The sequence below is a fragment of the Pantoea eucalypti genome (assembly GCF_009646115.1).
GTDB classification, from domain to species: domain Bacteria; phylum Pseudomonadota; class Gammaproteobacteria; order Enterobacterales; family Enterobacteriaceae; genus Pantoea; species Pantoea eucalypti.
In genome coordinates, this window is the sequence record NZ_CP045720.1 from 3,514,893 (window position 1) to 3,536,845 (window position 21,953).

A 21,953-nucleotide genomic window follows, 5' to 3' on the forward strand; every position below is an offset into this window, starting at 1 on the left:
GGTATGCGAAGGTGGCGGAATTGGTAGACGCGCTAGCTTCAGGTGTTAGTGTCCTAACGGACGTGAGGGTTCAAGTCCCTCTCTTCGCACCAAAATCACATGTTTCATATCGCGAGCACTGCGCGAAGGTGGCGGAATTGGTAGACGCGCTAGCTTCAGGTGTTAGTGTCTTAACGGACGTGAGGGTTCAAGTCCCTCTCTTCGCACCATTGCGGTGATATGAACAGACAACTCGATGCGAAGGTGGCGGAATTGGTAGACGCGCTAGCTTCAGGTGTTAGTGTCTTAACGGACGTGAGGGTTCAAGTCCCTCTCTTCGCACCAACGTTGTCATCCTCTGGCTTTCTGCTCGTTTCAGCTGCCTAGTTGCAGTGTCGCTTTATCCCTTTCCTGTTTTGTTTTTTTCGCGTGGCATTCACTTTCCCGGTCGCGACACCCTGAACACCCGCTTTACGCCTGTATTAACTCAGATGAAAATTCACAGAGACTGCCGCCAGTCCGCCCGCTAACGCCAGGCACGAAGGCAATAACAGATAGTGACGCAGACGCTGGTTAAATAGCATGACGACAGTCAGCAGCAGCGCAACTGTCATCACCAGTCGCCACTGGCTGAAGCTGGGTTCCCATAATGCGAACAGCGGCAGCGCGATGCAGGGCAGCAATACGCCCCACGCACTATCCAGTTTTTTACCCAGCGCCCAACTGACGCCCCACAAACCGCAGGCCGCAATAATCGCTATTCCCATGACGCAAACCTCAAATGATAAGCATTCCCATTATCATATGTCAGTTTTGCTTTGCTTGCAGCCTGTTTTTGTCACGCCTGGCAACGAAGATGACAGACCAGTTGGAAAATGCTAGATTGCGACCGATAACACCTTTAATAACAGCACCAGCAATAATTTGCTCACTGTCTGGCACAACCTGTTTATGCCGGCTTGCGCTTTGGTATTTCAGGGTCGTCACGAGTATTTATAATGAAATTACAATCATATGAAGAACTGAAACAGAGTAAATACCGGCTTTCAGTGATGCTTTTTCTGTTTTTAAATATCGCCGTTTCGCTATTTTATCTGCTGCCAATAATGAGCAATGAGAAAATCGATACCACGTTGCCGGTAATTTGTGTCGCGTCTTTTAGCGGCATAATGTTAATTGCACATTTAATATGGTCTAAAGTAAAACTCCCCCTTTTAAATCCTGTCGCGCTGGTGCTGGGCGCGCTCTGGGCCTGGCACATTAATTATCGTTTTCATCAGGTATTCTATTTTGATGGCGGCTTTCTTATTATCAGTTTGATCAGTGTGTTATTTATTAGTGCCATCGCCCTGAGCGATTATCTGGGGGCTTTTTGTCTTCATGTCGCGCCACCGGTGCTCACCGTATTACTGCTTGATAATGGGCAGCATCTGCCGCTGATTCTGCTGACCATTATGCTGCCGCTGATTGGTTTCTCACTCCAGCATCTTATGCGTCGCCGTGCCGACAACTTTACCCTGCGGCTGATGCACCAACTCTATGAAGAGAAAGAGACCTTCAGTGACCTCAGCATGCTCGACCCACTGACCGGACTGTATAACCGTCGTGGCCTGAAGAACCGACTGGACAATATTCTGGAAAACCATGCTGGCAGCCACTATGTGCTGCTGCTGGATATCGATCACTTCAAAGCCTACAACGATAATTATGGGCATGCGATGGGTGATCAGGCACTGGCGCGGGTCTCTGTGGCTATTCGGGATGCAGTCCGTTCACGCGATGTCGTCACCCGCTATGGCGGCGAAGAGTTTCTGGTGTTAATGACCAATGTGAACAGCTCCATCGCCATGAAACTGGCAGAGCGCATTCGTCAGTATGTGCTGGATTTAGAAATACCCCATCTTTTTAATGAGACTGTTTCAACCCACGTCACCATCAGCGCCGGCATTGCGCCTATCTACGATAATGATTTTGATCAGGCGGTAGCCAATGCTGACAGCGCATTATATGTGGCTAAGAATCAGGGCCGGAATACTATTCTTGCCTGGGAAGATCTTCCGCGAAAACAGCATGAGACCTTAAGTGAACCAGCCTGATTAAGCACAACTCGGCTGGTAATAACCCTGACATTGCCGCGCTATGGCCGGTTCTGCACTGCGCAGACGGGTTTGTTCGCTGATCGCATTCCCCACCCAATCCCCGATGGCAGCGACGTTTTTTTACGCGACTTGTAGATTTAATCAATAACGATTATCATTTGCTTTCTTATCTACACTTTTCGCGAGTCGTCATGGCAACCGTTTCAGCTCAGGAACAGCGTTTCAACGCTCAGTCGATGATCTTTCGGCAGAATGACCGTCCACTGGCGGAAAGTCTGCACGAGCGGCTGCAGCAACAGCGTAGTTATCTTCTTGATTCTGTTAAATTCAGCCAGCCCGCTCCGCACGACACGCAGACACTCGTTGCCTGGTCACAATCAGAGGCTTTTGCCCAGCTTATCCAGCGCTACAGCGATTATCTCTATCGCGATCATCCTGATGCGGTTCGTGAAGCAAAGCCGGTGCTCTCTCTGTGGGCGCAATGGTATTTTGGCCTGCTGCTGCCCCCGATGATCATGGCGTTGTTACAGGAGTCGCGCGCGCTGGACTGCTCACCAGAGCATATTCGTGTCGGTTTTCATGAGAATGGTCATCCGGCCACGTTCTGGATTGATGTGCAGGAGGATGAAGAAGCCCGCTATCTTAACCCTCAGCAGCGTATTGATCGGCTGATTCAGCAGCATCTGATCCCGGTGGTTAATGGTATTACTCAGCATGGTGATATCAACGCCCGACTCATCTGGAACAACATGGGCTACTCATTGCAGTGGTTTCTGGGTGAGCTGAAAAGTCAGATCGATGAGACGCTGGTACTGCAACTGGAGCAGGCGCTATTCTTTAACCAGAAACTGCTGGATGGCAGCGAAAATCCGCTCTACCGCACCATGATCATGCGTAATGGCGAACTGGTCCGTCGCAGCTGTTGCCAGCGTTATCGCATTCCTGATGTCGAACAATGCGGCAATTGCACCCTGAGCGGCAGCTAAACAGACGTAATTACCACGAATTCTCCGTTTATCTCGTTTACAGGCACTGAGGCTTGTGGCAATTTTTACGCCTTCGATCAGCCTGGAGAGAAAGATGAGTCTGGAGTCCGTGCGCCAGTTCTTTGCCGAACACGCCCCTGAAATTGAAATTATCGAACTGGCAGAAAGCACTGCAACGGTCGGAATGGCTGCGCGCGCCCATGGCGTGACGCCAGGAGAGATTGCGAAAACCCTGTCACTGAAAGTGAAAAACGACGTCGTGCTGATTGTGACACGCGGCGATGCCCGGCTGGACAATCGCAAGCTGAAAGCCGCGCTAGGCGCAAAAGCGCGGATGCTGAGCGTTGATGAGGTTATTAACTGGACCGGCCATCCGGTTGGCGGCGTCTGTCCGTTCGGTCTGGAGAATCCGCTGACCGTTTACTGTGATGTCTCACTGCGCAGTTTCGACGAAGTGTTACCCGCCGCTGGCGCTATCCACAGTGCCGTCCGCATCTCGCCACAGCAGATGGCTGAGCTGACCAACGCCCGCTGGATCGACGTGTGCGAAGCGATGTAATGCTTTGCATCTCTTGATCCAGCCCTGATGCTGCACACCTCCTGACAGCGTTTATCAGCCTTTGAGGGTCATTGCCGCATCATGCAAACCTATCAGGCGCGCCAGTAAGCGGGTGAGTTAATCGCCCATCTCAGTCAGCCGCTTAAAGGCTTCTTCGATGATCGACAACAGCATCGTGTTATCGACGCGGTGCAGCACATGAACCCATGCGCCGCAGTGCTCAGGTACGCCGACAGCAAGCCGTAGCGGCTGACGATAACGCCAGCTTTTACCGCGCGTTGCACCGGGACGTAGCTCGATATCGACACGGTAATCGATGCCAGACGCGACCCGCTGGTTCAGCAGCCAGGCCACAACCAGTGCATCGTGGATCCAGCATCCCGCCAGTTGACGCGTTTCCATGGAATAGTTGATCCATGGACGCAGCGTGTCTCGCACAAAATCGGCCAGCGGATGATCGACAGCAGTAAGACGGGTGAGATCCTGCTGGGTCAGCAGCGTCTGCGTGGTGACATCCATTGGCACCAGCGTCACGGCGGCACCGCTGTGCAATACCTGATGCGCAGCCTCCGGATCCAGGCCAAAATTGGTGTCTTTGATATAATCATCCAGCGTAAACACGCCACCCATGATGACAATTTCTGCCACAGAGTCTGCCATCGCAGGATAGCGCTGCATTGCCAGCGCCACATTCGTCAGCGGGCCAATCGCCACCAGGGTAATTTCGCCCGGATTGTCGCAAATCAGTTTGCCCATCGCGTCAGCAGCATCAAACGCATCCGCTGCAACATCTGCTGGTTGACGCACGCCCTTCCACAGCTCACTCAGCGCAAGCTGATTGACCCGATTATCCAGCGTTTCACGCCACGGCGCAGGATCTTCCTGTAACGCCTGCGTCGCACCCTGGATGACCGGAACAGACGATCCCAGCCGGACAATCAGATCTTTGGCGACGCGCGCGCCCACGTCGCTGGGTGTATTGCCCGCCACGGTAGTGATTAATTCCAGCGACAGTGCAGGTGAAGCTAATGCCAGCGCAATCGCCAGCCCATCATCGGTGTTGGCACCCGCGATACCGTTGCCGGGATCGCAATCAATAATGATTCTTTTCATATTTTTTATACGTTAACTCTGACTTTGCGGCTGGCAACCGCAGGATTCACCGATTTCAAGATAGTGTGGAAACTCCTTCAATTGCGCTTCGCTCTCGCCCTCTTTCAGCATCTGAATCGCAGAGCGGGCCATGTCACGCAGTGGCTGGCGCACAGTCGTTAATGTCGGGACATGAAATGACGAGTGATTGGTTCCGTTAAAGCAGACCAGCGCCACATCCTGTGGCACCCGAATCTGATGTTCGGAAAAGGCGCGAAGCGCACCAATCGCCTGACCTTCGTTACTGGTAAACAGTGCACGCGGCACACAACCCCGCGCGATCATAGCCTGCGCTGCCTCGTAGCCACCCTGAGGGGTGTAGCTGGCGGGAAACATCAGCGACTCATCAATGGGCAGGCCACGATCCTGCATTGCATCACGCCACCCCTGGATGCGATCCTGTGCATTGAGCATATCGACCGGACCGCTGATAATGCCGACCTGCTGATAGCCGTGACTTAACAGATGCGCCGTTACCTGCCAGGCGGCCTGACGTTCATTCACCCGCAGCATGTTAACGCCCGGCTGTGGCTCAACCCGCTCCAGCATCACCAGCGGCGTACCGCTGGCTTTAATCAAATCAATGTAAGGATGGCGATCGACGCTGTTGTAAAACAGCCCATCCACCTGACGGTTAAGCAGTCCCTGAATTAACTCCAGTTCTCGCCTGCGGTCATCACCGGCATCTCCCAGCAGCATAACGTGACCGTGGTTCATCGACTCCTGCAGCAACATGTGCGCCATGGAGGCGACAAAAGGATTGCCGATATTAGGCACCACCAATCCAAAGGTCTTGGTATTACCGGATGCCAGTGCGCGTGCTGCGGCATTTGGCCGGTAACCCGTCGCTTTAATCGCTTCAAGTACCCGCTGACGGGTGGCCTCAGCGACCGGACGCGGCCCGTTGTTAATGACATAACTGACGACTGCCACTGAGGTGCCTGCCGCTTTCGCAACTTCTCTGCGGGTCACTTTTCCCGTTAATGACTTAGGCACATCATGTCCCTCCATAAAAACAGGCCGCTTTATACGGCCTGCTGGTTGTCGCTCTCTTCTGGCAGATGAGATCCTCAGGTACTGCTAGATGGCATCTTCAGGCAGATTCAGATTTCGCCCTCGCGTCTCAGGCGCGACAAAGGTAGTAAAGAATCCAATGGCGGCCATTGCCGAGAAATAGACTGCAATCGGCCACCAGTGACCGGTATAAGAAAGCATAGCAGCGGCAACAAGCGGTGCGGTGCCGCCGGACAAAATCGAGCCCAGTTCTTTAGCCACCGCCATTTTGGTATAGCGATGATGAACACCGAACATCTCGACACCCCAGGCCGCCTGCACGCCAAAAATACCCAGTGACGCCAGCGCCATACCGACCACGATTACCGGAATCACCAGCATCGGTTCACGGGTATCCAGCAGCGTAAAAGCAGGCCAGGCGTAAAACATCAGCAACAGACAGAAAACGCGATACACGATCCGGCGACCAAAGCGGTCAGAAAGCCAGCCCGCTAAAGGAATGATCAGGAAGCCCAGCAGCGACGCGAGAAACACGGCGGTGGTCGGTACAGACTTATCCACCATCAGCACTTTTGCGACGTAACCCACGATGAAGCCTTGCGCCAGATAGGAAGGGCCGTTTTCGCCGATGCGCAGGCCAACCATGGTCCAGAAAGCGCGGGTACGCTGGAAGAAAGGCCGCTGATCGACCACCGACGCTGCCTTCATGCCAGCACGTTCCGCTTCCATCTCCGCTTTTCTGCGCTCAAACACCGGCGTCTCTCGCAAATGACGGCGAATCCACAATGCAACCAGTGCAATCAGCGCACTGCTGAGGAAAGGAATACGCCAGCCCCACTCCAGCAGGCTCTGCTGATCCATCTGCACCACCAGCAGCCAGACCAGCGAAGCCAGCAGCGTGCCACTATTGGAACCCAGCGCGATCACAGAAGAGACCAGTCCGCGGCGCTCTGTCGGCGCATATTCGCCCAGCATCACCGTGCCGCCCGATAACTCCGCACCCGCGCCGAATCCCTGTGTAAAGCGGAGCAGAACCAGGCAGGCAGGCGCCCATACGCCAATAGAGGCGTAGCCCGGGATTAAGCCGATAAAGGTTGTGGAAGCACCCATCAGAATAATGGTGGAGATCATGACGACCTTTCGGCCTTTGCGATCGCCGAGCCAGCCAAAAAACAACGCGCCGATGGGCCGGGCAACAAAGCCGACTGACCAGGTCGCGAAGCTGGAGAGCAGCGCCATGGCTGGGGTTGATTCGGGAAAGAAGACGTCGCCAAAGATGATACCGGCAGCCAGGCCATAGAGCGCGAAATCCGCGTACTCCATTGCCGTTCCGAGCCAGCATGAGAAAGTGGCGCGCCAGAAATCTTTGCGGCCTGAAGGGGTGTCAAACCGCTCATCGGCGGCTGAAGTGGATGACAGTGATGCCTGCTGCTTAACGGAATTGTGTGCCGTCATAACCCTATCCCTGAATGAGTATGCAGATCGATAAACGCCCGTCCATGGGTCGATTCCCTGATGAAAGCGGAATCCCCCGGTGACGACGTTCAGTGGGCGAACCATGATGAAAGGTTAAAGGATTCCCTGGTGTTGGAATCGTATTCATCGCCCCCTTTCGCCGGTGTATTTTTCACCGGTCGCTTAAACTGAGCGAATATAACTTAACAATCGATGGAGCCTACTGTGCATCGGGCACCGTGAGCAATCACTGGGGACTTAGTGTATCTACGCGCGTAGATAAATCAATAGATCCTGACGATATTTGTTAGAAAAACTTCATTATAACATTCCGTCATCACCCATTTTTTGCGCAAATTCAGCGAGTTAAACGCCTTCTTATTGCACAAAAAAAGTTACCAGCGCCTGTAAGTTATCTGATTCACTAATCATTAAGCACGATAAAAGGGGCAACGTTCCCTTCATCATTTTCAGTTATCGCACGCGCAGATTACCTGCAAATGACACTGGCTGTTTATTCTGAAAAATCACCGTAAACACAGGCAATGCGTTACCCTGACCAAAAGGCCGGACAGAGATACGATGAAAATTATTCTGATGCGACACGGTAAACCTGACCACCAGGCGGCGGGTCGCCAGAGTGTGCAGGCACTGGCTGACTGGTGCGAAGCGTACGATCTGTCACAGGTCAGTGACGGACCGCCGCCGCGCAGCATCGAAATTGCCCGTCAGGCTACGTTTATCGTCTGCAGTCCCCTGCCCCGCGCGCAATCCTCACTGAGCCAGCTCGGTCTGGAACCCCATGAGGTTGATGCGCTGTTCAGCGAAGTCGCCGTGCCGCTGGTGAAAACCGGTGAGGTACAATTACCGACCGTGTGCTGGCTGGCCCTGCTGCGGCTTTTGTGGTTTTGCGGTTATGCAGGCGACGCGGAGTCGCTGCAACATGCACGCAGCCGCGCTTCGGCGGCGGCAGAAAAACTGATCGATCATTCACAGCAAGGCACGGTACTGCTGCTGGGCCACGGCATCATGAACAAAATGATTGCGCGTGAGTTACGAAAACGCGGCTGGCAGGCAGAGAAGCATGCCAGCAGCCGGCACTGGAGCACTGCGATCTATCATCGTCCGTTTATCTGACCGAGCGGAAAATAGCCCAGTACCTCACAGCCCGTGCCAACACGCGGCGTGGCAATGACTTTACGCTGTGCCAGATCGATCACACTCAGCGTGCCATCATCCTGATTGGCAATCAGCAGCTGTTGCCTGTCGGGCGTGAAGCAGCCATCCATCGGCATGTTACCCACGCTGATATCGCCCAGCGGATTCAGCAGATCGTCAAACAGTGTCACCCGCGGTTCCTGATCCCCTATTGCCACCAGCTGTTCGCCATCGGCGCTGAAGCGAACCACCTGACAAGGCTGCTGATGACCCGGCAACGTAATGCGCTGGCGAATACGGTGGCTCTGCCGATCGATCAGATAGAGCAGCGGCGCGTCAGCGGCACTGGCGACCAGATAAGGGTGTTTCGGTGATGCGGCAATGCCCGCAATCGGGCCAGGAAGCAGGATGGTATCGATCACCCGTCCTTCCGCTTCACAGAGATCCACAACGGTGATGGTCGCATCCTCTTCGTTATCGGTGAACAGCTTGCGGCCGCTGGGTGACAGTGTCAGGCGATGCGCATTGTGAGAAGGAATCGGGATAATTTTTTCTACTTTGTCAGTCTGCGGATCGATCACCGCCACGGCGGCACTCTGCTCACAGCAGAGATAGACTTTGCCATCGCGCCCCAGCTGTCCGCTGTGGGGTGCCCGCAGCGGCGACAGATCGATAAAGCCACTGATCTCGCGACGCTGTAAATCAATGACCGCCACTTTATGACCCGGATGCGGGTTATTACCTTGAACGCCGTCGCCATAAATAGGGACATAGGCCTTACCCCAGGGGGCCAGCATCAGGAGTTCATGCGGCCGCGGTGGAAAAGCGTTCAGTTCCCGCTCGACCGCGAAGGTTTCCGGATTAAGAAACAGGACGCGATTACCCTGTTTATCGACCGCCAGTAAACCGTAAGCTTCACTCTGCATGCGCACTCCTTTCTCAGTAAGTTCTTCTTAAGCGTAGACAATCCTCTTCAGCCTGTCTGATGCTGCGGATTGATGAGCCGGGCTTACCCCACCTATTAAGTGCAATATTCACGACTGCGGTGACCAGGCCTTATGTCAGCCCGATAATAAAGCATGATATTAAGATATTCCTTAATTAAAGATTTCGTCATATTTAAATAAATGATTAACAGCGACAATATTATTATTTCGCTAAGGTGACCGGATTATTTCCGTATTATCCTAAAATCAAAAAAAGACATAGCTAATGTGTAAATAATGCTTTATTAAAAAGGTGCAGTGCAATTAAACAGCCGTGAGGAAACTTCCGCGCGCTAAACCACTGCGTCGCCACCAGGGAAAACCATTCATTCATTCCCGCACTCATCGGAATTGCAGCCAGTATGCAATGCCAGCCGTTGCCGCCGCACGCGGAACGGGCAGAGCCTGTACTGTGACGGGAAAATAAAAATAACAGGTGCACCATGACTTCACATCGCCAACGTCCAGCGCATAAAATCTGGCGTAACTGGAAAAGAATATCGTTCAGTAGCCAGATGTTATGGAATAAGAAACAGCAGAGACTCTGTCAGGCACCGGAATATGATCCGGGACAGGAAGATAATGTCGTATTGGTCTCGCAGCAGAAAGATCTGCCGGAGATTCCAAAAATTGTCTGGATGGTCTGGCATAACGATCACCTGCCCACCTCAATGGCGCTGAACATCAGTAAAATCCGGCGGGATAATCCCGATCACCAGGTGTATCTGATTACACAGCGCACGCTGTCGCAGTGGCTGCCCGAACTCAGCTTTATCTCTTCGGATCTGACGCTGGCCCATAAAAGTGAAATTATCCGGCTTGAGCTGATTCACCGTTATGGTGGCATCGGCATCGACTGCAGCACCCTGTTGTTTGAGAACCTTGCCTGGGTACATCGCGCGCACGAGGCACGACCAATGGATCTCATCGGTTACTACCGCGAGCAGTCAACGATGAATCTGCTGGCGCCGGTTACTGAGAGCTGGTTTCTGGCCGCGCCACCGCAAAACCCGTTTATTCGCGAATGGCTGAAACAACTGGCGCCGGTTAAAAACGTCGGTATCCGCAACTATTTCCATGAACTGAAGAAGCGCGATGATTTTCCGCTGATTGTGCAGAATATTGATAATCCCTCGCGCCAGCTCCTGTCGCTGGCACAGCAGGTTGCGATGCGTGAATACCGGCGGGCCAATCTCTATCTGCGTAAAGGCGAAGCCAGCGCCTGGTACTATCAGCGTTTACATGCCGACAGCAGCAGCGCCTTTGCGCAGTCCGTGATGTTTCATCAGCGGCCACAGACGCCGCCGCCGATTATCAAATTAACCGGCAACGAGCGACTGCATCTCGACTTCAATCTGCGGCTGGGTTTGTATAACCGCAGCAGTTTGATCGGCGAGATGATGCAGACCACACCGCCTGCGCTGGCATTGCCCTCAGCGGTCAAAGCGCGCGCGTAGCCACTGCGTGAACGTGGTGACCGCGCGGGGGACCTGCGCCGCCCAGGGCCGGACGATCCACAGGCGGGCTGCAAAGGCCTCAACAGGCTGCCACGCCGGCAGCACCTGCCGCAATGTACCGGCTGCCAGCGCCTCACGGGCGCTGAAATCGGGCAGCATCGCAATCCCCAGTCCCTGCAGCGCCGCATCGCGTATTGACTCGCTGTTGTTGGTGGCAAAGCTGCCCTGAATCCGCACCTGCACCTGTTCGCTATCCGTTGTCGTCTCAAACCGCCAGCGCGGTGACTCGATGCCACGTGGGTAGTAAAGACAGTTGTGCTGTTTCAGATCCTGTGGCGACTGCGGTACACCCTGCAGGCTGAGATAGGCGGGTGAGGCCACCAGCAACGTCCGGGTATCGCATAGCGGCAACGCGACATGGGTTTCCGGTAGCGTGTCACTGTGTCGAATTGCCAGATCAAAGCCTTCGCTGCTCAGTGACACGATGCGGTCGGTCACATCCAGCTGCAGACGCACCTGCGGATAGTCACGCAGAAACTCGCCAATGATTGGCACCAGTTGCTGACGGGCAAACGCCACTGGCGCGGTCATCCGCACCAGACCCCGCACAGGTCCGGCGGTATCCCTCACGCTGAAAAAACTCTGCTCGATGCGGGAAAACGGTTCGCGGAGCTCCTCCACCAGCTTCTCGCCTGCTGACGTCAGTCGCACACTGCGCGTGGTGCGCTGTACCAGCAACACACCAGCCATCTCTTCCAGCTCTTTGATTTTCTGACTCATCGCCGCTTTGCTGACGTCGAGCCGCTCTGCCGCGCGGGTAAAACTGCCCTGCTCTGCCAGTATGGTCAGCCAGTGAAGATGATCCCACAGCGCATCCGTTTTCATCTCTTTCATTGTGATTGTTCACTATAGTGAATAATCATTTCAGGCTACGCGCTTTTTCCCGCCGGATAAAGCGGTCACCATAGCGTTATTAATCATGATGAGGAATTCGCTATGCCACTGCTGCAATTTGATGTTATTCAGGGTCGTTCAGAATCCGAACTGCGTACACTGCTGGATGCAGCACACCGCGCTGTGCTTACGGCTTTTAACGTGCCAGAACGCGATCGCTACCAGATTGTTCAGGAAAACAAGCGCTATCAGATGGTGTTTCAGGATACCGGGCTGGGATTTACACGCAGCGATAATCTGGTGATGGTGCGGGTCTATACCAGCCCACGCAGCAGCGAACAGAAACAGCATTTTATGGCGGAGCTGGCACGTGAGCTGCGCGAACATTGTGGTGTGCAGGGCAACGATTTAATGATCAGCTTTATCACCAACGACAAAGGTGACTGGAGTTTTGCCGACGGCGAAGCACAATATCTCACCGGCAAACTCTGAAAAACGTCCTGACCTCTGCTCTGCTGACGGTGCGCGCCAGCCACCGTCACGCCTGATAACCTCCCTTCTGGAATGACAATTAACCAATCTGCTCTCCACCGCACAATTCGGGCCGGATATGTTGCAGCCGGATGACAGCCAATATAGATTGTCGAAAAACCATCCCCCGAAGATGGCTGGTTGCGTGAAGCCTCGCGTAACCCTGAAAAGAGGATTTCCCATTGTCCGAATTGGTGTCCGTCGCCTTGTTTCTGGCCGCTATTGCCATTTATTCCTGTAAAGCCGGGCGTAACAAATTCTGGTTTATTGTTGTTCTGATTCTGCTGGTGCTTTTCGTTGTGCTGAACGCCACCCTTTATGCCAGCAACTATTTTACGGGTGACGGCATCAACGATGCGGTGCTCTATACCCTGACCAATAGCCTGACCGGCGCGGGCGTCAGTAAATATGTGGTGCCGGCGATTGGGCTGATCATCGTACTGTTTCTGCTGTTCTGTCTGCTGTCGTGGATTCTGCGTCGGCGTAAGCGTCCCCATCACATGGGCTGGTCGCTGCTGGCGGCTGTCTGCGCGCTTGGCTCCGTGCAGACCACCCCGGCTTTTCGCCAGGTCGCGACGCTGATTGTGTCGCATACCCAACTGGCGGATTCTGACTTCGACAACTTCTATAGAGTGCCGCGTAATCGTATTGAGCAGCCGCACCTCAACGTGGTTTACATCTATGGTGAAAGCTTAGAGCGCACCTATTTTAACCCCATCGCTTTTCCTGGCTTAGCGCCGGAGCTAAGCCGGCAGAAAGAGCAGAGCATCGACTTCAGCGAAACCGAACAGCTGCCTGGCACCGATTACACTATCGCGGGCATGGTTGCCTCACAGTGTGGCATTCCGCTGTTTGCGCCGTTTGATGGCAATGCGTCGGCGTCACTCTCCAGTTTCTATCCCCAGAACGTCTGTCTGGGCGACATCCTGAAAAACTCCGGCTACCAGAACTGGTTTATTCAGGGCGCCGATCTGCGCTTTGCCGGTAAAGATATCTTCCTGAAATCGCACGGTTTCGATCCCGAAAACCTGTATGGTTCGCAGGAACTGAAAAGCCGCGTTGCCGATCCCACCTACCGCAATAACTGGGGTTATTACGACGACACCGTGCTGGATGAAGTCTTTGAGAAATATCAGGAACTCTCACAGGCCGGTAAACCTTTTGCGCTGTTTACCCTGACCGTCGACACCCATCATCCTGACGGGTTTATCTCGCGCAGCTGCGATCGCCGGAGCTATAGCATTGAGGGCAAACCAAACCAGTCATTCAGTGCAGTCGCCTGTTCGCAGGAGCATGTTGCGCGTCTGATTTCGCGCATACAGGCGTCACCGTGGTTCAAAAATACCGTGATTGTGGTGAGTTCCGATCATCTGGCGATGAACAATACGGCGCATGCGTGGCTGGTTAAACAGCCTCGTCGCAATCTGTTCATGGTGATTCGCGGCGATAAACCGCAGGCGGAGCTGATGGAGGCGAAGCGCAGCACGCTGGATAATGGGGCCACGCTGCTGGATATTCTCGGTGGTGACAATGCGATTGGTCTGGGCCGCAGCAGCCTCTCCTCGATTTCGCTCTCCACCCAGTTCGACGATATGAAAAGTAAGGTGACGAGCTGGAAACCTGACATCATCCAGTTGTGGAACTTCCCGAAGAAAATAGATAACTTCACGGTGGATCAGGCGAAGAATACATTCAGCTTCTCAGGTACCACCTTTAAATTGCCGATTCTGTTCCGTATCAGTGACAAGCATGTAGAGCCGATGCCGGAAGGAGAATATTCGGCTCCGCTGCGCTATCAGCTGGCCGATTTTGCCGCCGCTGATAAATTCCTCTGGGTCGATCGCTGTTTTAAAATGGCGCGGCTCTGGCAGCCTTCGCTGGCCCTCTCCAGCGATCTCTGTGTCGCAATGGGGCAGCTCGGTGGCACGCCGTCGGTGACGCACGTCGATAAAGCGCAGTGGAAAGGCAACGTGAAGTTCCCGGACGGCGCCGTCAGCGATGCGCGTTACCAGCAGAACCTGGCGCAGCTTCGTATTGAAGATAACAATATTCGCTACAGCGCCGACAGCTTCCGGCTCGACCTGCCCGGCGCACCGGAGAGTATTAAAAGCTTTAGCGGCATCTCACGACCAGAGATCTGGGGACGCTGGTCTAACGCCAATCTCGCACCAGAAGTGCATATCGACTATGTCGATGCGCTGCCCGCAAAGTTCGATCTGGTGATCACCGCGCGCGCATATGGCCCCAATGCACACCGCGCCATTCCGGTTCGGGTCGGCGACCAGCAGCAGTTGCTGTCGCTGGGTGAAGAGATATCGACGCATACCCTGCATTTTGACAATCCAACTGCCAGCCATCGTCTGGTGATTGCACCACCGGAGCCGCAACTGAGTAACACCGGCAATATCACCGGTCAGGATCCGCGCAAATTAGGCATTGGTATGGTTGAAATTAAAATCGTGCCACAGTCATAACGCCCGTTTTTCTGGTCACGCCTCTGCGGATTCCCGCAGAGGCCCATCACCTCAAATCCTGTCTGACTTCACCGGGTCAGCTCCCCGATCAGGGCCTGTCGCGCAGCGCTTCCAGCTTCTCGCGCTGCTGACCGTCGGCGGTAAAGTTATCCGCGGCCAGCCAGCGCTGCATCCCCTTTTTCACCTGTGGCCATTCGCTGTCGATAATCGAGAACCAGCTGGTGTCACGCGAACGCCCTTTGTAGACGATCACCTGACGGAAATCGCCTTCATAACAGAAACCCAGACGGGCCGCGGCCTTACGGGAAGGCGCATTGCAGCTGTCACATTTCCATTCATAGCGGCGATAACCTAGCGTCTCAAAGGCATAACGCATCAGCAAAAAATGCGCTTCCGTTGCCATGCGGGTCTGCTTCAGCCGGGGTGAGAAAGCGACATGCCCGACCTCCATCACGCCATGTTCAGGCTGGATGCGCATTAACGACAGGGTGCCCACCGCCTGCTCTGTAGCAAGATCGATCACCGCGAAATGCAGTGGATCGCGACTGGCCTCCAGTTGCTTTGCATAATCCTGAAATGCCTGCCGGTCACTAAATGGCCCCATAAACATGTAAGTCCAGTCACGCCCATCCTCAGCCTGCGACCACGCCTCAAACAGGGCATCGCTATGCCGTGCCACGCTGTAAGGCTCCAGCCGGCACGCCTGCCCAGTGAAAATCTGATGCTGCGGTAATGGACGGGGTTGCCAGTCTGATAGAGGCTGACCGACCGGCTGACCATATTGATTAGTATGTTGTGACATGCTGCCTCCCGGCTACAGATGATATCTGCAGATTGCCACTATCATGGTGGGTTAAAAAGTACCACAATCATGAAAAATGATAGATCCACGGGAGCAGACGATGAAGCCACAGATCCCCCCTTTGCTGCTGGCTCCATTGATACCAGCCGGCGGGACAACGCTGCAGCAGCAACTTTATCAGCGGATAAAGCAGGGCATTTTGCAGGGTCAGCTTGCTGCAGGAACAGGGTTACCTTCCACACGTCAGCTGGCACTTGAGCTACAGGTTTCACGTAATACGGTGCTTAACGTCTGGACACAGCTTCAGGCAGAGGGCTATCTGATGAGCGATCGACAAGGCAGCCGCGTCAGCCTACTGGCTCTACCTGCCCGGCATGCTGATGACGAGACGCTAGCCAGCTGGCCGCTGGCAAAACGGATGGATCCCTTTTATCTAAGTCAGTGGGCCGACACCGGCTCACTACCCCTGCGTCCCGGCATACCCGCCCTGAACCATTTCCCGATGGCGGCATGGCGACGAGCGCTGAGTCAGGTAACGCACCACACACCACCGCAGCTACTCGGCTATGGCGATCCGCTCGGCGATCCCGAACTGCGTGCTGTACTGGCGCAACAGTTGCGGATCACACGCGGTGTACGTTGTGATGCCGGACAGATTGTGATTACCGAAGGTGTGCAGCAGGCGCTTACGCTGTGCGTCGCCCTGCTAAGCAATCCGGGCGACCATGGCTGGATTGAAGATCCGGGTTATCGCGGTGCCAAAGCGGCTCTGCAGGGCGGGCAGCTTAACCTTGTCCCGATCCCCACCGATGAACAGGGAATGGCGCCCGAACCGGAACACTGGACTGCAGCACCACCCCGCCTGATTTATACGACGCCTACTCATCAGTATCCTACCGGCGTAGTGATGAGCGCGGCCCGGCGTCTGGCGCTGATTGCCGCCGCCCGGCAGCACCAGGCGTGGATTATTGAAGATGATTATGATGGCGACTTCCATTACCACGGTGAGCCCATTATGGCGATGCAGGGCATGACAGATAATGCCCCGGTTATCTACCTCGGCTCATTCAGCAAGACCCTGTTCCCTGCGCTGCGTATCGGTTTTATGGTGCTGCCCGCGCCGCTGGTCAAGCGTCTTCGACCGGCACTGCATCAGATCCTGCGCGGCGGAAACCGTCTGGAGCAGCAGGCGCTGACCCGTTTTATTCTCAATGGTGATTATCGTCGCCATCTGGGCAAAATGCGTCGTCTCTATCGTCAGCGACAGGCACTGCTGCGAACCGGACTACAGCGCGCTGCGGGTCAGGCGATTTCGTTGCTGGGCGGTAACAGCGGTATGCATCTGGTGCTGCCACTCGAGCCTCATCGGGATGACGTCGCCATTACCCGCAAGCTGCACCAGGCTGGCTACGCGCCTGGTGCTCTTTCGACTTTCTATCTGACTGAACCGGTGCAGCAGGGGCTGGTTATTGGATACGGTAACTGTAGCGACACACAGATTACCGCAGCCACAGGCCAGCTAAGTCGATTACTTGGCTGGCCCGGCTAACGTGATCATTTCGCGCTGATGAGGCTGGCCGGGGCGGCAATCGACTGGCGAATCATCAGACGGGCATCAAAGCGCGGCATCGGCCCGACGGCTTCGCCGCGTATCTCTGCAATCAGGCGTCGTGCCGCTTCACGGCCCATCTCATAGACTGGCTGCGCCACCACCGTCAGCGGCGGGGTGACAATCTCACTCCACGGAAAATTGTCATACATAACAAATGAGAGATCGGCAGGGATTCGCAGTCCGCGCTGCGTCACTTCACGCAGCAGCCACATCGCGACCACGCTGTCAGAGGCCACCAGCGCCGTGGGCGGCTGCGGACGCTGCCACAGCTCGGCCACGATACGGGCGATTTCCACTTCATCCAGCGCGTTCACTTTCACCAGCGTCGGATCAAATTCCACACCCGCGGCGGCAAAGGCCTGCATCATGCCGCCGACGCGCTGGGCGACTGGCGTCAGGCCAAAATCGCCTGGCGTGCTGTAGTCGGTTGCCAATGCCATGCTGGTGATATAGGCGATATAACGGTGGCCTGCCTCCAGTAACCGGGCGGTGGCGTCTGCGGCGACATCAGTAAATTCGCAGCAGATCGCCTCTACTTTAAGGCCATTCACAGCGCGATCAAACAATTTCACTGCTCTGCCCTCCTCCAGAACCTGAGTCAGGTGACTGTTGAGATGGTGCTCTGAACAGCAGGGCGCAACGATAATGCCGTCAACCCGCTTTTCCAGCATCACCCGCACCGCATCCTGCTCAGCCTGCAGCTTTTCATCGCTGTTACTGAGCAGCAGATGGTAACCGGCCGTGCGCGCCACATCGGCCATGCCGCGCAGCGCCAGGCCAAAGTGGGGATTTTCGATATCGCCGACAATCACTCCAATGGTATTGGAACGTCCTGTGTTCATGCTGCGGGCCAGAGCATTCAGACGGTAGCCCAGCGCGGTGGCGGCGCTGTTGACCCGCTCCTGCACTTCATCACTGACTGCCCCATAGCCTCCCAGCGCGCGCGCCGCCTGAGCTTTAGAGACTTTTGCTGCGCGTGCCACATCCGCCACGGTAGGCGCTTTCGATTGCCGTTTCTGACTCGTCATAATTATTTTGAATCACAGGTTGATGACAGGAATATTGACGCCGAAAAAAGGCTGTGCTTAAACTCATTGTAACCCCTTGAGACCGGTCTCACAATGCCCATGTCTTAAGGTGCCACCTGTTTTGAGACCGGTCTCAATTATAATCGCTGGCTCAACAGTCTCTGATGTTTAAACCTGCAAAAACGGATGAGCTATGAAATCGCAAACCCCCCGGGGCAAACTGCTGGGCACACTGCTCGCACTCTGTTCACTTTCGTTCTGTACGCTGGCTGCCAGCGATAACAATCCTTATGGGCTGATCGAACCCGACCAGCTACGCATCGCCAGCGTCGGCGACTCCAAACCCTATACCTTCACGGATGCCAGCGGTCAGTTCACCGGCTTCGACGTCGAATTCTTCAGAAATGTCGCCCACCGAATCGGAATCGATAAGGTCGATTTTATTGGTCAAGACTTCTCGGCGATTATGCCAGCAGTGGCCAATGGTCAGTATGACGCGGCGGTGGCGGCTATCGGCATCACCCCGGCGCGGGAAAAGACGGTCGACTTTTCAACCGGCTATCTGGCGGGATTTCTCACCGTTCTCACCCGCGCTGACAGCGGCGTGAAGAATGTCGCCGGCCTGGCGAAACACCGGCTTGGCGTCGTTCAGGGCACGCTGCAGGAGAGCTATGCCGTCGAACACTTCACCCAGACCGATCTTGTCCGCTTCCCGGATAACAACAGCGCCGTTTCCGCACTCAACAACGGCACGTTAGACGCCATCTTCCTCGACTATGAGGCGGCAAAAAGCTATGCCGAACGCTTCAGGCTGGTCTCTGCCGCCGACATCCCCTCGTTTGATGCACCGGCCGGCATTACCATTGTCAAAGGCAAGCCCGCCTTCAAGGCCGCACTGGACAAGGCCATCAAAGCCGCCATGCAGGATGGCACCTGGCAACGGCTCTATGAGAAATGGTTTCCCGGATCGCCGATGCCAAAACAGTATCTGCCTGGCGGCCAGTAAAGAGGCGGACGTTCGCGTCCTGAGTTAACCGGGGGAACCCCCGCCCTGCATGGAGACGGCGATGGACTTGCTCACCATTCTTTCCCGCACCTTCTTTGATTTTCCATCAATGATGGAAGTGCTGCCGCAGATGCTGGCCACCGGACTGGTCAACACGGTGATTATCTCGCTGGCGGCAACGCTGCTCGGCACGCTGTTTGGTCTTCTGCTGGCGCTGATGGGCATCTCGCCTTCACGCTGGCTGCGACTGCCTGCCCGGCTCTATACCGATCTGTTTCGAGGTCTGCCCTCTATTCTAACTATTCTTCTGATTGGTCAGGGCCTGGCGCGAGTCAGCTATCAGCTGTTCGGTCCGACACCCTACCCACTGGGGATCTTCGCGCTTAGCCTGATCGCCAGCGCCTATATGGGCGAGATTTTCCGCGCCGGTATTCAGAGTGTTGAACGCGGCCAGATGGAAGCCTGCCGCGCGCTGGGGATGAGTTATGGACGGGCAATGCGACTGGTGGTGATCCCGCAGGGGATCCGCCGCGTGCTGCCCGCCATCGTTAACCAGTTTATCGCCATCATCAAAGATTCCTCGCTGGTCTATCTACTGGGCCTGATGACCCAGCAGCGCGAGCTGTTCCGCGTGGGTCAGGATGCGGCGGTACTCACCGGCAATCTCTCGCCCCTGATGCTGGCCGGACTGTTCTATCTGATCATCACCGTACCGCTGACGCACATGGTCAACTATGTCGATGTGCGTTATCGCACTGGTCGCCGTCGCCTGACGGTTCCGCAAAGCGGCTTAAAAGAGGTGGATGAAGTCAGGCCGCCCAGCGGCGTACTGATCACGCATCCCCGCATCGGAGGCAACCATGAATAACCTGAGCAGCACAACGGACGCGACCTGGCACGGTGCCAGCCTGGAGCTGCGCGAGCTGACGCTGGCCTATGGCCCGATTGAGGTGCTGCGTAAGGTCTCGCTGCGGGTTGCGCCTGGCAGCACCACCTGCATCATCGGGCCATCAGGCTCAGGTAAATCGACACTGCTGCGCGGCATCAACCGACTGCATGAGCCGCAATCGGGAGATGTCCTGCTGGCTGACCGATCCGTGCTGCACGACAAGCCCGATACGCTGCGGCTGCGGATTGGCATGGTGTTTCAACACTTCAATCTCTTCCCCGATCACAGCGCGCTGGAGAACGTGGCGCTGGCCCCGTGGCGGGTCAAAGGCCTGCCCAAAGCGCAGGCGATGGCGATAGCGCGTCAGCGGCTGGAAGAGGTCGGGCTGGGTCAGCGCGCAGACCACCGGCCACGCGATCTCTCCGGCGGCCAGCAGCAGCGTGTCGCGATTGCCCGTGCGCTGGCGATGGATCCCGAAGTCATGCTGTTTGACGAGGCGACCTCCGCGCTCGATCCCGAACTGGTGAAAGGTGTCCTGACGCTGATGGCGGATCTCTGTCGTCGCGGCATGACGATGGTAGTGGTGACACATGAAATGGGCTTTGCGCGCAAAGTGGCGGATCAGGTGGTGTTTATGGATGAAGGCGAGATTGTTGAAGCCGGGCCGCCGGGCGCCATTTTTGATGCACCGCAGTCACCGCGTCTGCAACGTTTTCTCTCTGAAGTGCTGTAACTGAGTAAGGAACCTGATAATGGCAGTAAAAACTGAAATGAACGTGGTGGTACTGGGTGGTGGCGTCATCGGTGTGTCGACGGCGCTGGAGCTGACAAAACGCGGTGCCACCGTCACACTGGTGACCGAAGCCGCGCTCTGTTCCGGGGCATCGGGACGCTCGCTGTCGTGGCTTAACTCGGCGGGTGAACGCTCCCTGCCCTATCACGCGCTGCGTATGGCGGGCATTGATCGCTATCGCACCTTATTTGCTCAGCATCCTGACCTCGACTGGCTGCGTTTTGATGGCGGGGTCTGTTGGTTTAGCGACGATGAGGCCGGAACGCAGGCGCGGCATGCCTATGAAAAAGCACACGGCTACGACTCACAGCTAATAACCGCGGATACCGTGGCGCAGGCAGATGCGACGATCGATCCCGATGCGCTGCCGTCACAGGCGATATTCAATCCCGGTGAAGGCTGGGTCAGCCTGCCACACCTGACCGATTATCTGGTGAATCAGTTCCGGGCGCGCGGGGGTGAAGTGATAGAGCACGCCGGTAAAACCAGTGTGATCACCGGGCATGGCCGTGCCTGCGGCATCCGCAGTGATCTGGGAGAACTGCGGGCTGATGCGGTGGTAGTCGCCTGCGGCCCCTGGACACCGGATGTGGTTGCACCACTGGGCGTATCGATCCCCAACGGATCGCCCGTCTCAATGCTGGTGATCACTGAACCAAGCCAACATGAACTCAAAGCGGTGCTGAACACGCCACGCGCCGCTATCCGGCCCAACCCTGGCAACCGTTACGCTCTGGATCATGACTGGTATGAGGAAGATATCCAGCCACTGGCCGGAGGCGATTACCATATTGATAAGCAGGTGGTGGCGAAGCTGGCGGACGAAGCGAGCAGGCTATTACGTGGCAGCGAGTCGCTCAGCGTCCAGAGCTGGAAAATTGGCCTGAAGCCGATTCCCGGTGATGGCGATCCGGTGCTGGGCCAACTGCAGAAGGTGCCGGGCTGTTTTGTCGCGTTCACGCATTCGGGCGCAACGCTGGCGCTGATTGTCGGAGAATTACTGGCGGAAGAGATCGTAAGCGGTGAGAAGCATCCGATGCTGGCGAGCTTTGGTGCGGAGCGTTTCAGCTAAAAAAAGC

The 21,953-nt window shown here is 55.6% G+C and carries 20 protein-coding genes and 3 tRNA genes; 15 read left to right on the forward strand and 8 right to left on the reverse strand.

Annotated features, from left to right (window positions below; genetic code table 11):
• Positions 1 to 5 precede the first annotated feature (5 nt).
• From EE896_RS16425 to EE896_RS16435, 3 genes are all read left to right on the forward strand, one after another.
• Positions 6 to 92: transfer RNA gene (locus tag EE896_RS16425), tRNA-Leu, on the forward strand.
• 30 nt (positions 93 to 122) lie between these two features.
• Positions 123 to 209 (forward strand) — tRNA-Leu (locus EE896_RS16430).
• A gap of 28 nt (positions 210 to 237) precedes the next feature.
• Positions 238 to 324, forward strand: a tRNA-Leu gene (locus EE896_RS16435).
• 137 nt (positions 325 to 461) lie between these two features.
• Here the strand turns inward: EE896_RS16435 and EE896_RS16440 are convergent.
• Positions 462 to 746, reverse strand: coding sequence for a DUF1435 domain-containing protein (locus EE896_RS16440; protein WP_003850867.1), 285 nt, complete (start codon positions 744 to 746; stop codon positions 462 to 464).
• Positions 747 to 977: 231 nt separating this feature from the next.
• Here EE896_RS16440 and EE896_RS16445 point away from each other — a divergent pair, with 231 nt between their 5' ends.
• From EE896_RS16445 to EE896_RS16455, 3 genes are all read left to right on the forward strand, one after another.
• On the forward strand, positions 978 to 2,075 hold the full coding sequence (locus EE896_RS16445; RefSeq protein ID WP_003850868.1) for a GGDEF domain-containing protein: 1,098 nt from the start codon (positions 978 to 980) through the stop codon (positions 2,073 to 2,075).
• A gap of 194 nt (positions 2,076 to 2,269) precedes the next feature.
• Positions 2,270 to 3,064, forward strand: a complete 795-nt coding sequence (fhuF, locus tag EE896_RS16450) for a siderophore-iron reductase FhuF (RefSeq protein WP_003850871.1) — start codon at positions 2,270 to 2,272, stop codon at positions 3,062 to 3,064.
• A 94-nt stretch (positions 3,065 to 3,158) separates the two neighbouring features.
• The gene (locus EE896_RS16455; RefSeq protein ID WP_008925525.1) at positions 3,159 to 3,623 is read left to right on the forward strand and encodes a YbaK/EbsC family protein; all 465 of its coding nucleotides are present in this window, start codon (positions 3,159 to 3,161) and stop codon (positions 3,621 to 3,623) included.
• 117 nt (positions 3,624 to 3,740) lie between these two features.
• On the opposite strand, the gene EE896_RS16460 is transcribed toward EE896_RS16455, so the two are convergent.
• From EE896_RS16460 to EE896_RS16470, 3 genes are all read right to left on the reverse strand, one after another.
• Positions 3,741 to 4,736, reverse strand: coding sequence for a nucleoside hydrolase (locus EE896_RS16460; protein WP_008925524.1), 996 nt, complete (start codon positions 4,734 to 4,736; stop codon positions 3,741 to 3,743).
• Positions 4,737 to 4,748: 12 nt separating this feature from the next.
• Positions 4,749 to 5,771 (reverse strand): LacI family DNA-binding transcriptional regulator, encoded by a 1,023-nt coding sequence (locus tag EE896_RS16465; RefSeq protein WP_003850877.1) that lies wholly within the window; start codon positions 5,769 to 5,771, stop codon positions 4,749 to 4,751.
• Positions 5,772 to 5,855: 84 nt separating this feature from the next.
• Positions 5,856 to 7,244 (reverse strand): MFS transporter, encoded by a 1,389-nt coding sequence (locus tag EE896_RS16470; protein WP_008925522.1) that lies wholly within the window; start codon positions 7,242 to 7,244, stop codon positions 5,856 to 5,858.
• A gap of 582 nt (positions 7,245 to 7,826) precedes the next feature.
• On the opposite strand from EE896_RS16470, the gene EE896_RS16475 reads away from it, so the two are divergent.
• Positions 7,827 to 8,381, forward strand: a complete 555-nt coding sequence (locus tag EE896_RS16475) for a histidine phosphatase family protein (protein ID WP_008925521.1) — start codon at positions 7,827 to 7,829, stop codon at positions 8,379 to 8,381.
• Here the strand turns inward: EE896_RS16475 and EE896_RS16480 are convergent.
• Positions 8,363 to 9,328 (reverse strand): beta-propeller fold lactonase family protein, encoded by a 966-nt coding sequence (locus tag EE896_RS16480; RefSeq protein WP_105099534.1) that lies wholly within the window; start codon positions 9,326 to 9,328, stop codon positions 8,363 to 8,365. The two genes, EE896_RS16475 and EE896_RS16480, sit on opposite strands and share 19 nt — an antisense overlap.
• A gap of 503 nt (positions 9,329 to 9,831) precedes the next feature.
• Here EE896_RS16480 and EE896_RS16485 point away from each other — a divergent pair.
• Positions 9,832 to 10,845: a glycosyltransferase family 32 protein gene (locus tag EE896_RS16485; RefSeq protein ID WP_003850889.1), complete on the forward strand. Its 1,014-nt coding sequence runs from the start codon at positions 9,832 to 9,834 to the stop codon at positions 10,843 to 10,845.
• Here EE896_RS16485 and EE896_RS16490 read toward each other — a convergent pair.
• On the reverse strand, positions 10,822 to 11,739 hold the full coding sequence (locus tag EE896_RS16490; protein WP_140916172.1) for a LysR family transcriptional regulator: 918 nt from the start codon (positions 11,737 to 11,739) through the stop codon (positions 10,822 to 10,824). The genes EE896_RS16485 and EE896_RS16490 overlap by 24 nt on opposite strands.
• 102 nt (positions 11,740 to 11,841) lie before the next feature.
• On the opposite strand from EE896_RS16490, the gene EE896_RS16495 reads away from it, so the two are divergent.
• Together EE896_RS16495 and opgB are read left to right on the forward strand one after the other, a co-directional pair.
• Positions 11,842 to 12,231 carry a tautomerase family protein gene (locus EE896_RS16495; RefSeq protein WP_105099532.1) on the forward strand — a complete coding sequence of 130 codons (390 nt, stop codon included), beginning with the start codon at positions 11,842 to 11,844 and terminating at the stop codon, positions 12,229 to 12,231.
• A gap of 221 nt (positions 12,232 to 12,452) precedes the next feature.
• The gene (gene opgB, locus EE896_RS16500; protein ID WP_140916171.1) at positions 12,453 to 14,744 is read left to right on the forward strand and encodes a phosphatidylglycerol--membrane-oligosaccharide glycerophosphotransferase; all 2,292 of its coding nucleotides are present in this window, start codon (positions 12,453 to 12,455) and stop codon (positions 14,742 to 14,744) included.
• 88 nt (positions 14,745 to 14,832) lie between these two features.
• On the opposite strand, the gene EE896_RS16505 is transcribed toward opgB, so the two are convergent.
• Positions 14,833 to 15,546: a GNAT family N-acetyltransferase gene (locus EE896_RS16505; protein WP_140033773.1), complete on the reverse strand. Its 714-nt coding sequence runs from the start codon at positions 15,544 to 15,546 to the stop codon at positions 14,833 to 14,835.
• 100 nt (positions 15,547 to 15,646) lie between these two features.
• On the opposite strand from EE896_RS16505, the gene pdxR reads away from it, so the two are divergent.
• Entirely contained in the window at positions 15,647 to 17,095 is a 1,449-nt protein-coding gene (gene pdxR / locus EE896_RS16510) for a MocR-like pyridoxine biosynthesis transcription factor PdxR (RefSeq protein WP_140916170.1), read from the forward strand.
• 5 nt (positions 17,096 to 17,100) lie between these two features.
• Here the strand turns inward: pdxR and EE896_RS16515 are convergent, their stop codons facing one another.
• Positions 17,101 to 18,186: a LacI family DNA-binding transcriptional regulator gene (locus tag EE896_RS16515; protein WP_039658844.1), complete on the reverse strand. Its 1,086-nt coding sequence runs from the start codon at positions 18,184 to 18,186 to the stop codon at positions 17,101 to 17,103.
• Between the two features lie 193 nt (positions 18,187 to 18,379).
• Between EE896_RS16515 and EE896_RS16520 the strand changes: the two genes are divergently transcribed.
• The 4 genes from EE896_RS16520 (at position 18,380) to EE896_RS16535 (ending at position 21,946) form a co-directional block, all read left to right on the forward strand.
• On the forward strand, positions 18,380 to 19,192 hold the full coding sequence (locus EE896_RS16520; RefSeq protein ID WP_140916169.1) for an ABC transporter substrate-binding protein: 813 nt from the start codon (positions 18,380 to 18,382) through the stop codon (positions 19,190 to 19,192).
• A gap of 61 nt (positions 19,193 to 19,253) precedes the next feature.
• Positions 19,254 to 20,060: an amino acid ABC transporter permease gene (locus EE896_RS16525; RefSeq protein ID WP_140916168.1), complete on the forward strand. Its 807-nt coding sequence runs from the start codon at positions 19,254 to 19,256 to the stop codon at positions 20,058 to 20,060.
• Complete coding sequence (locus EE896_RS16530) at positions 20,053 to 20,814, forward strand: amino acid ABC transporter ATP-binding protein (RefSeq protein WP_105099530.1); 762 nt, start codon at positions 20,053 to 20,055, stop codon at positions 20,812 to 20,814. The genes EE896_RS16525 and EE896_RS16530 overlap by 8 nt, the downstream gene beginning before the upstream one ends.
• 19 nt (positions 20,815 to 20,833) lie before the next feature.
• A complete protein-coding gene (locus tag EE896_RS16535; protein WP_078804772.1) occupies positions 20,834 to 21,946 on the forward strand; it encodes an NAD(P)/FAD-dependent oxidoreductase in 1,113 nt (370 codons plus the stop codon).
• Positions 21,947 to 21,953 lie beyond the last annotated feature (7 nt).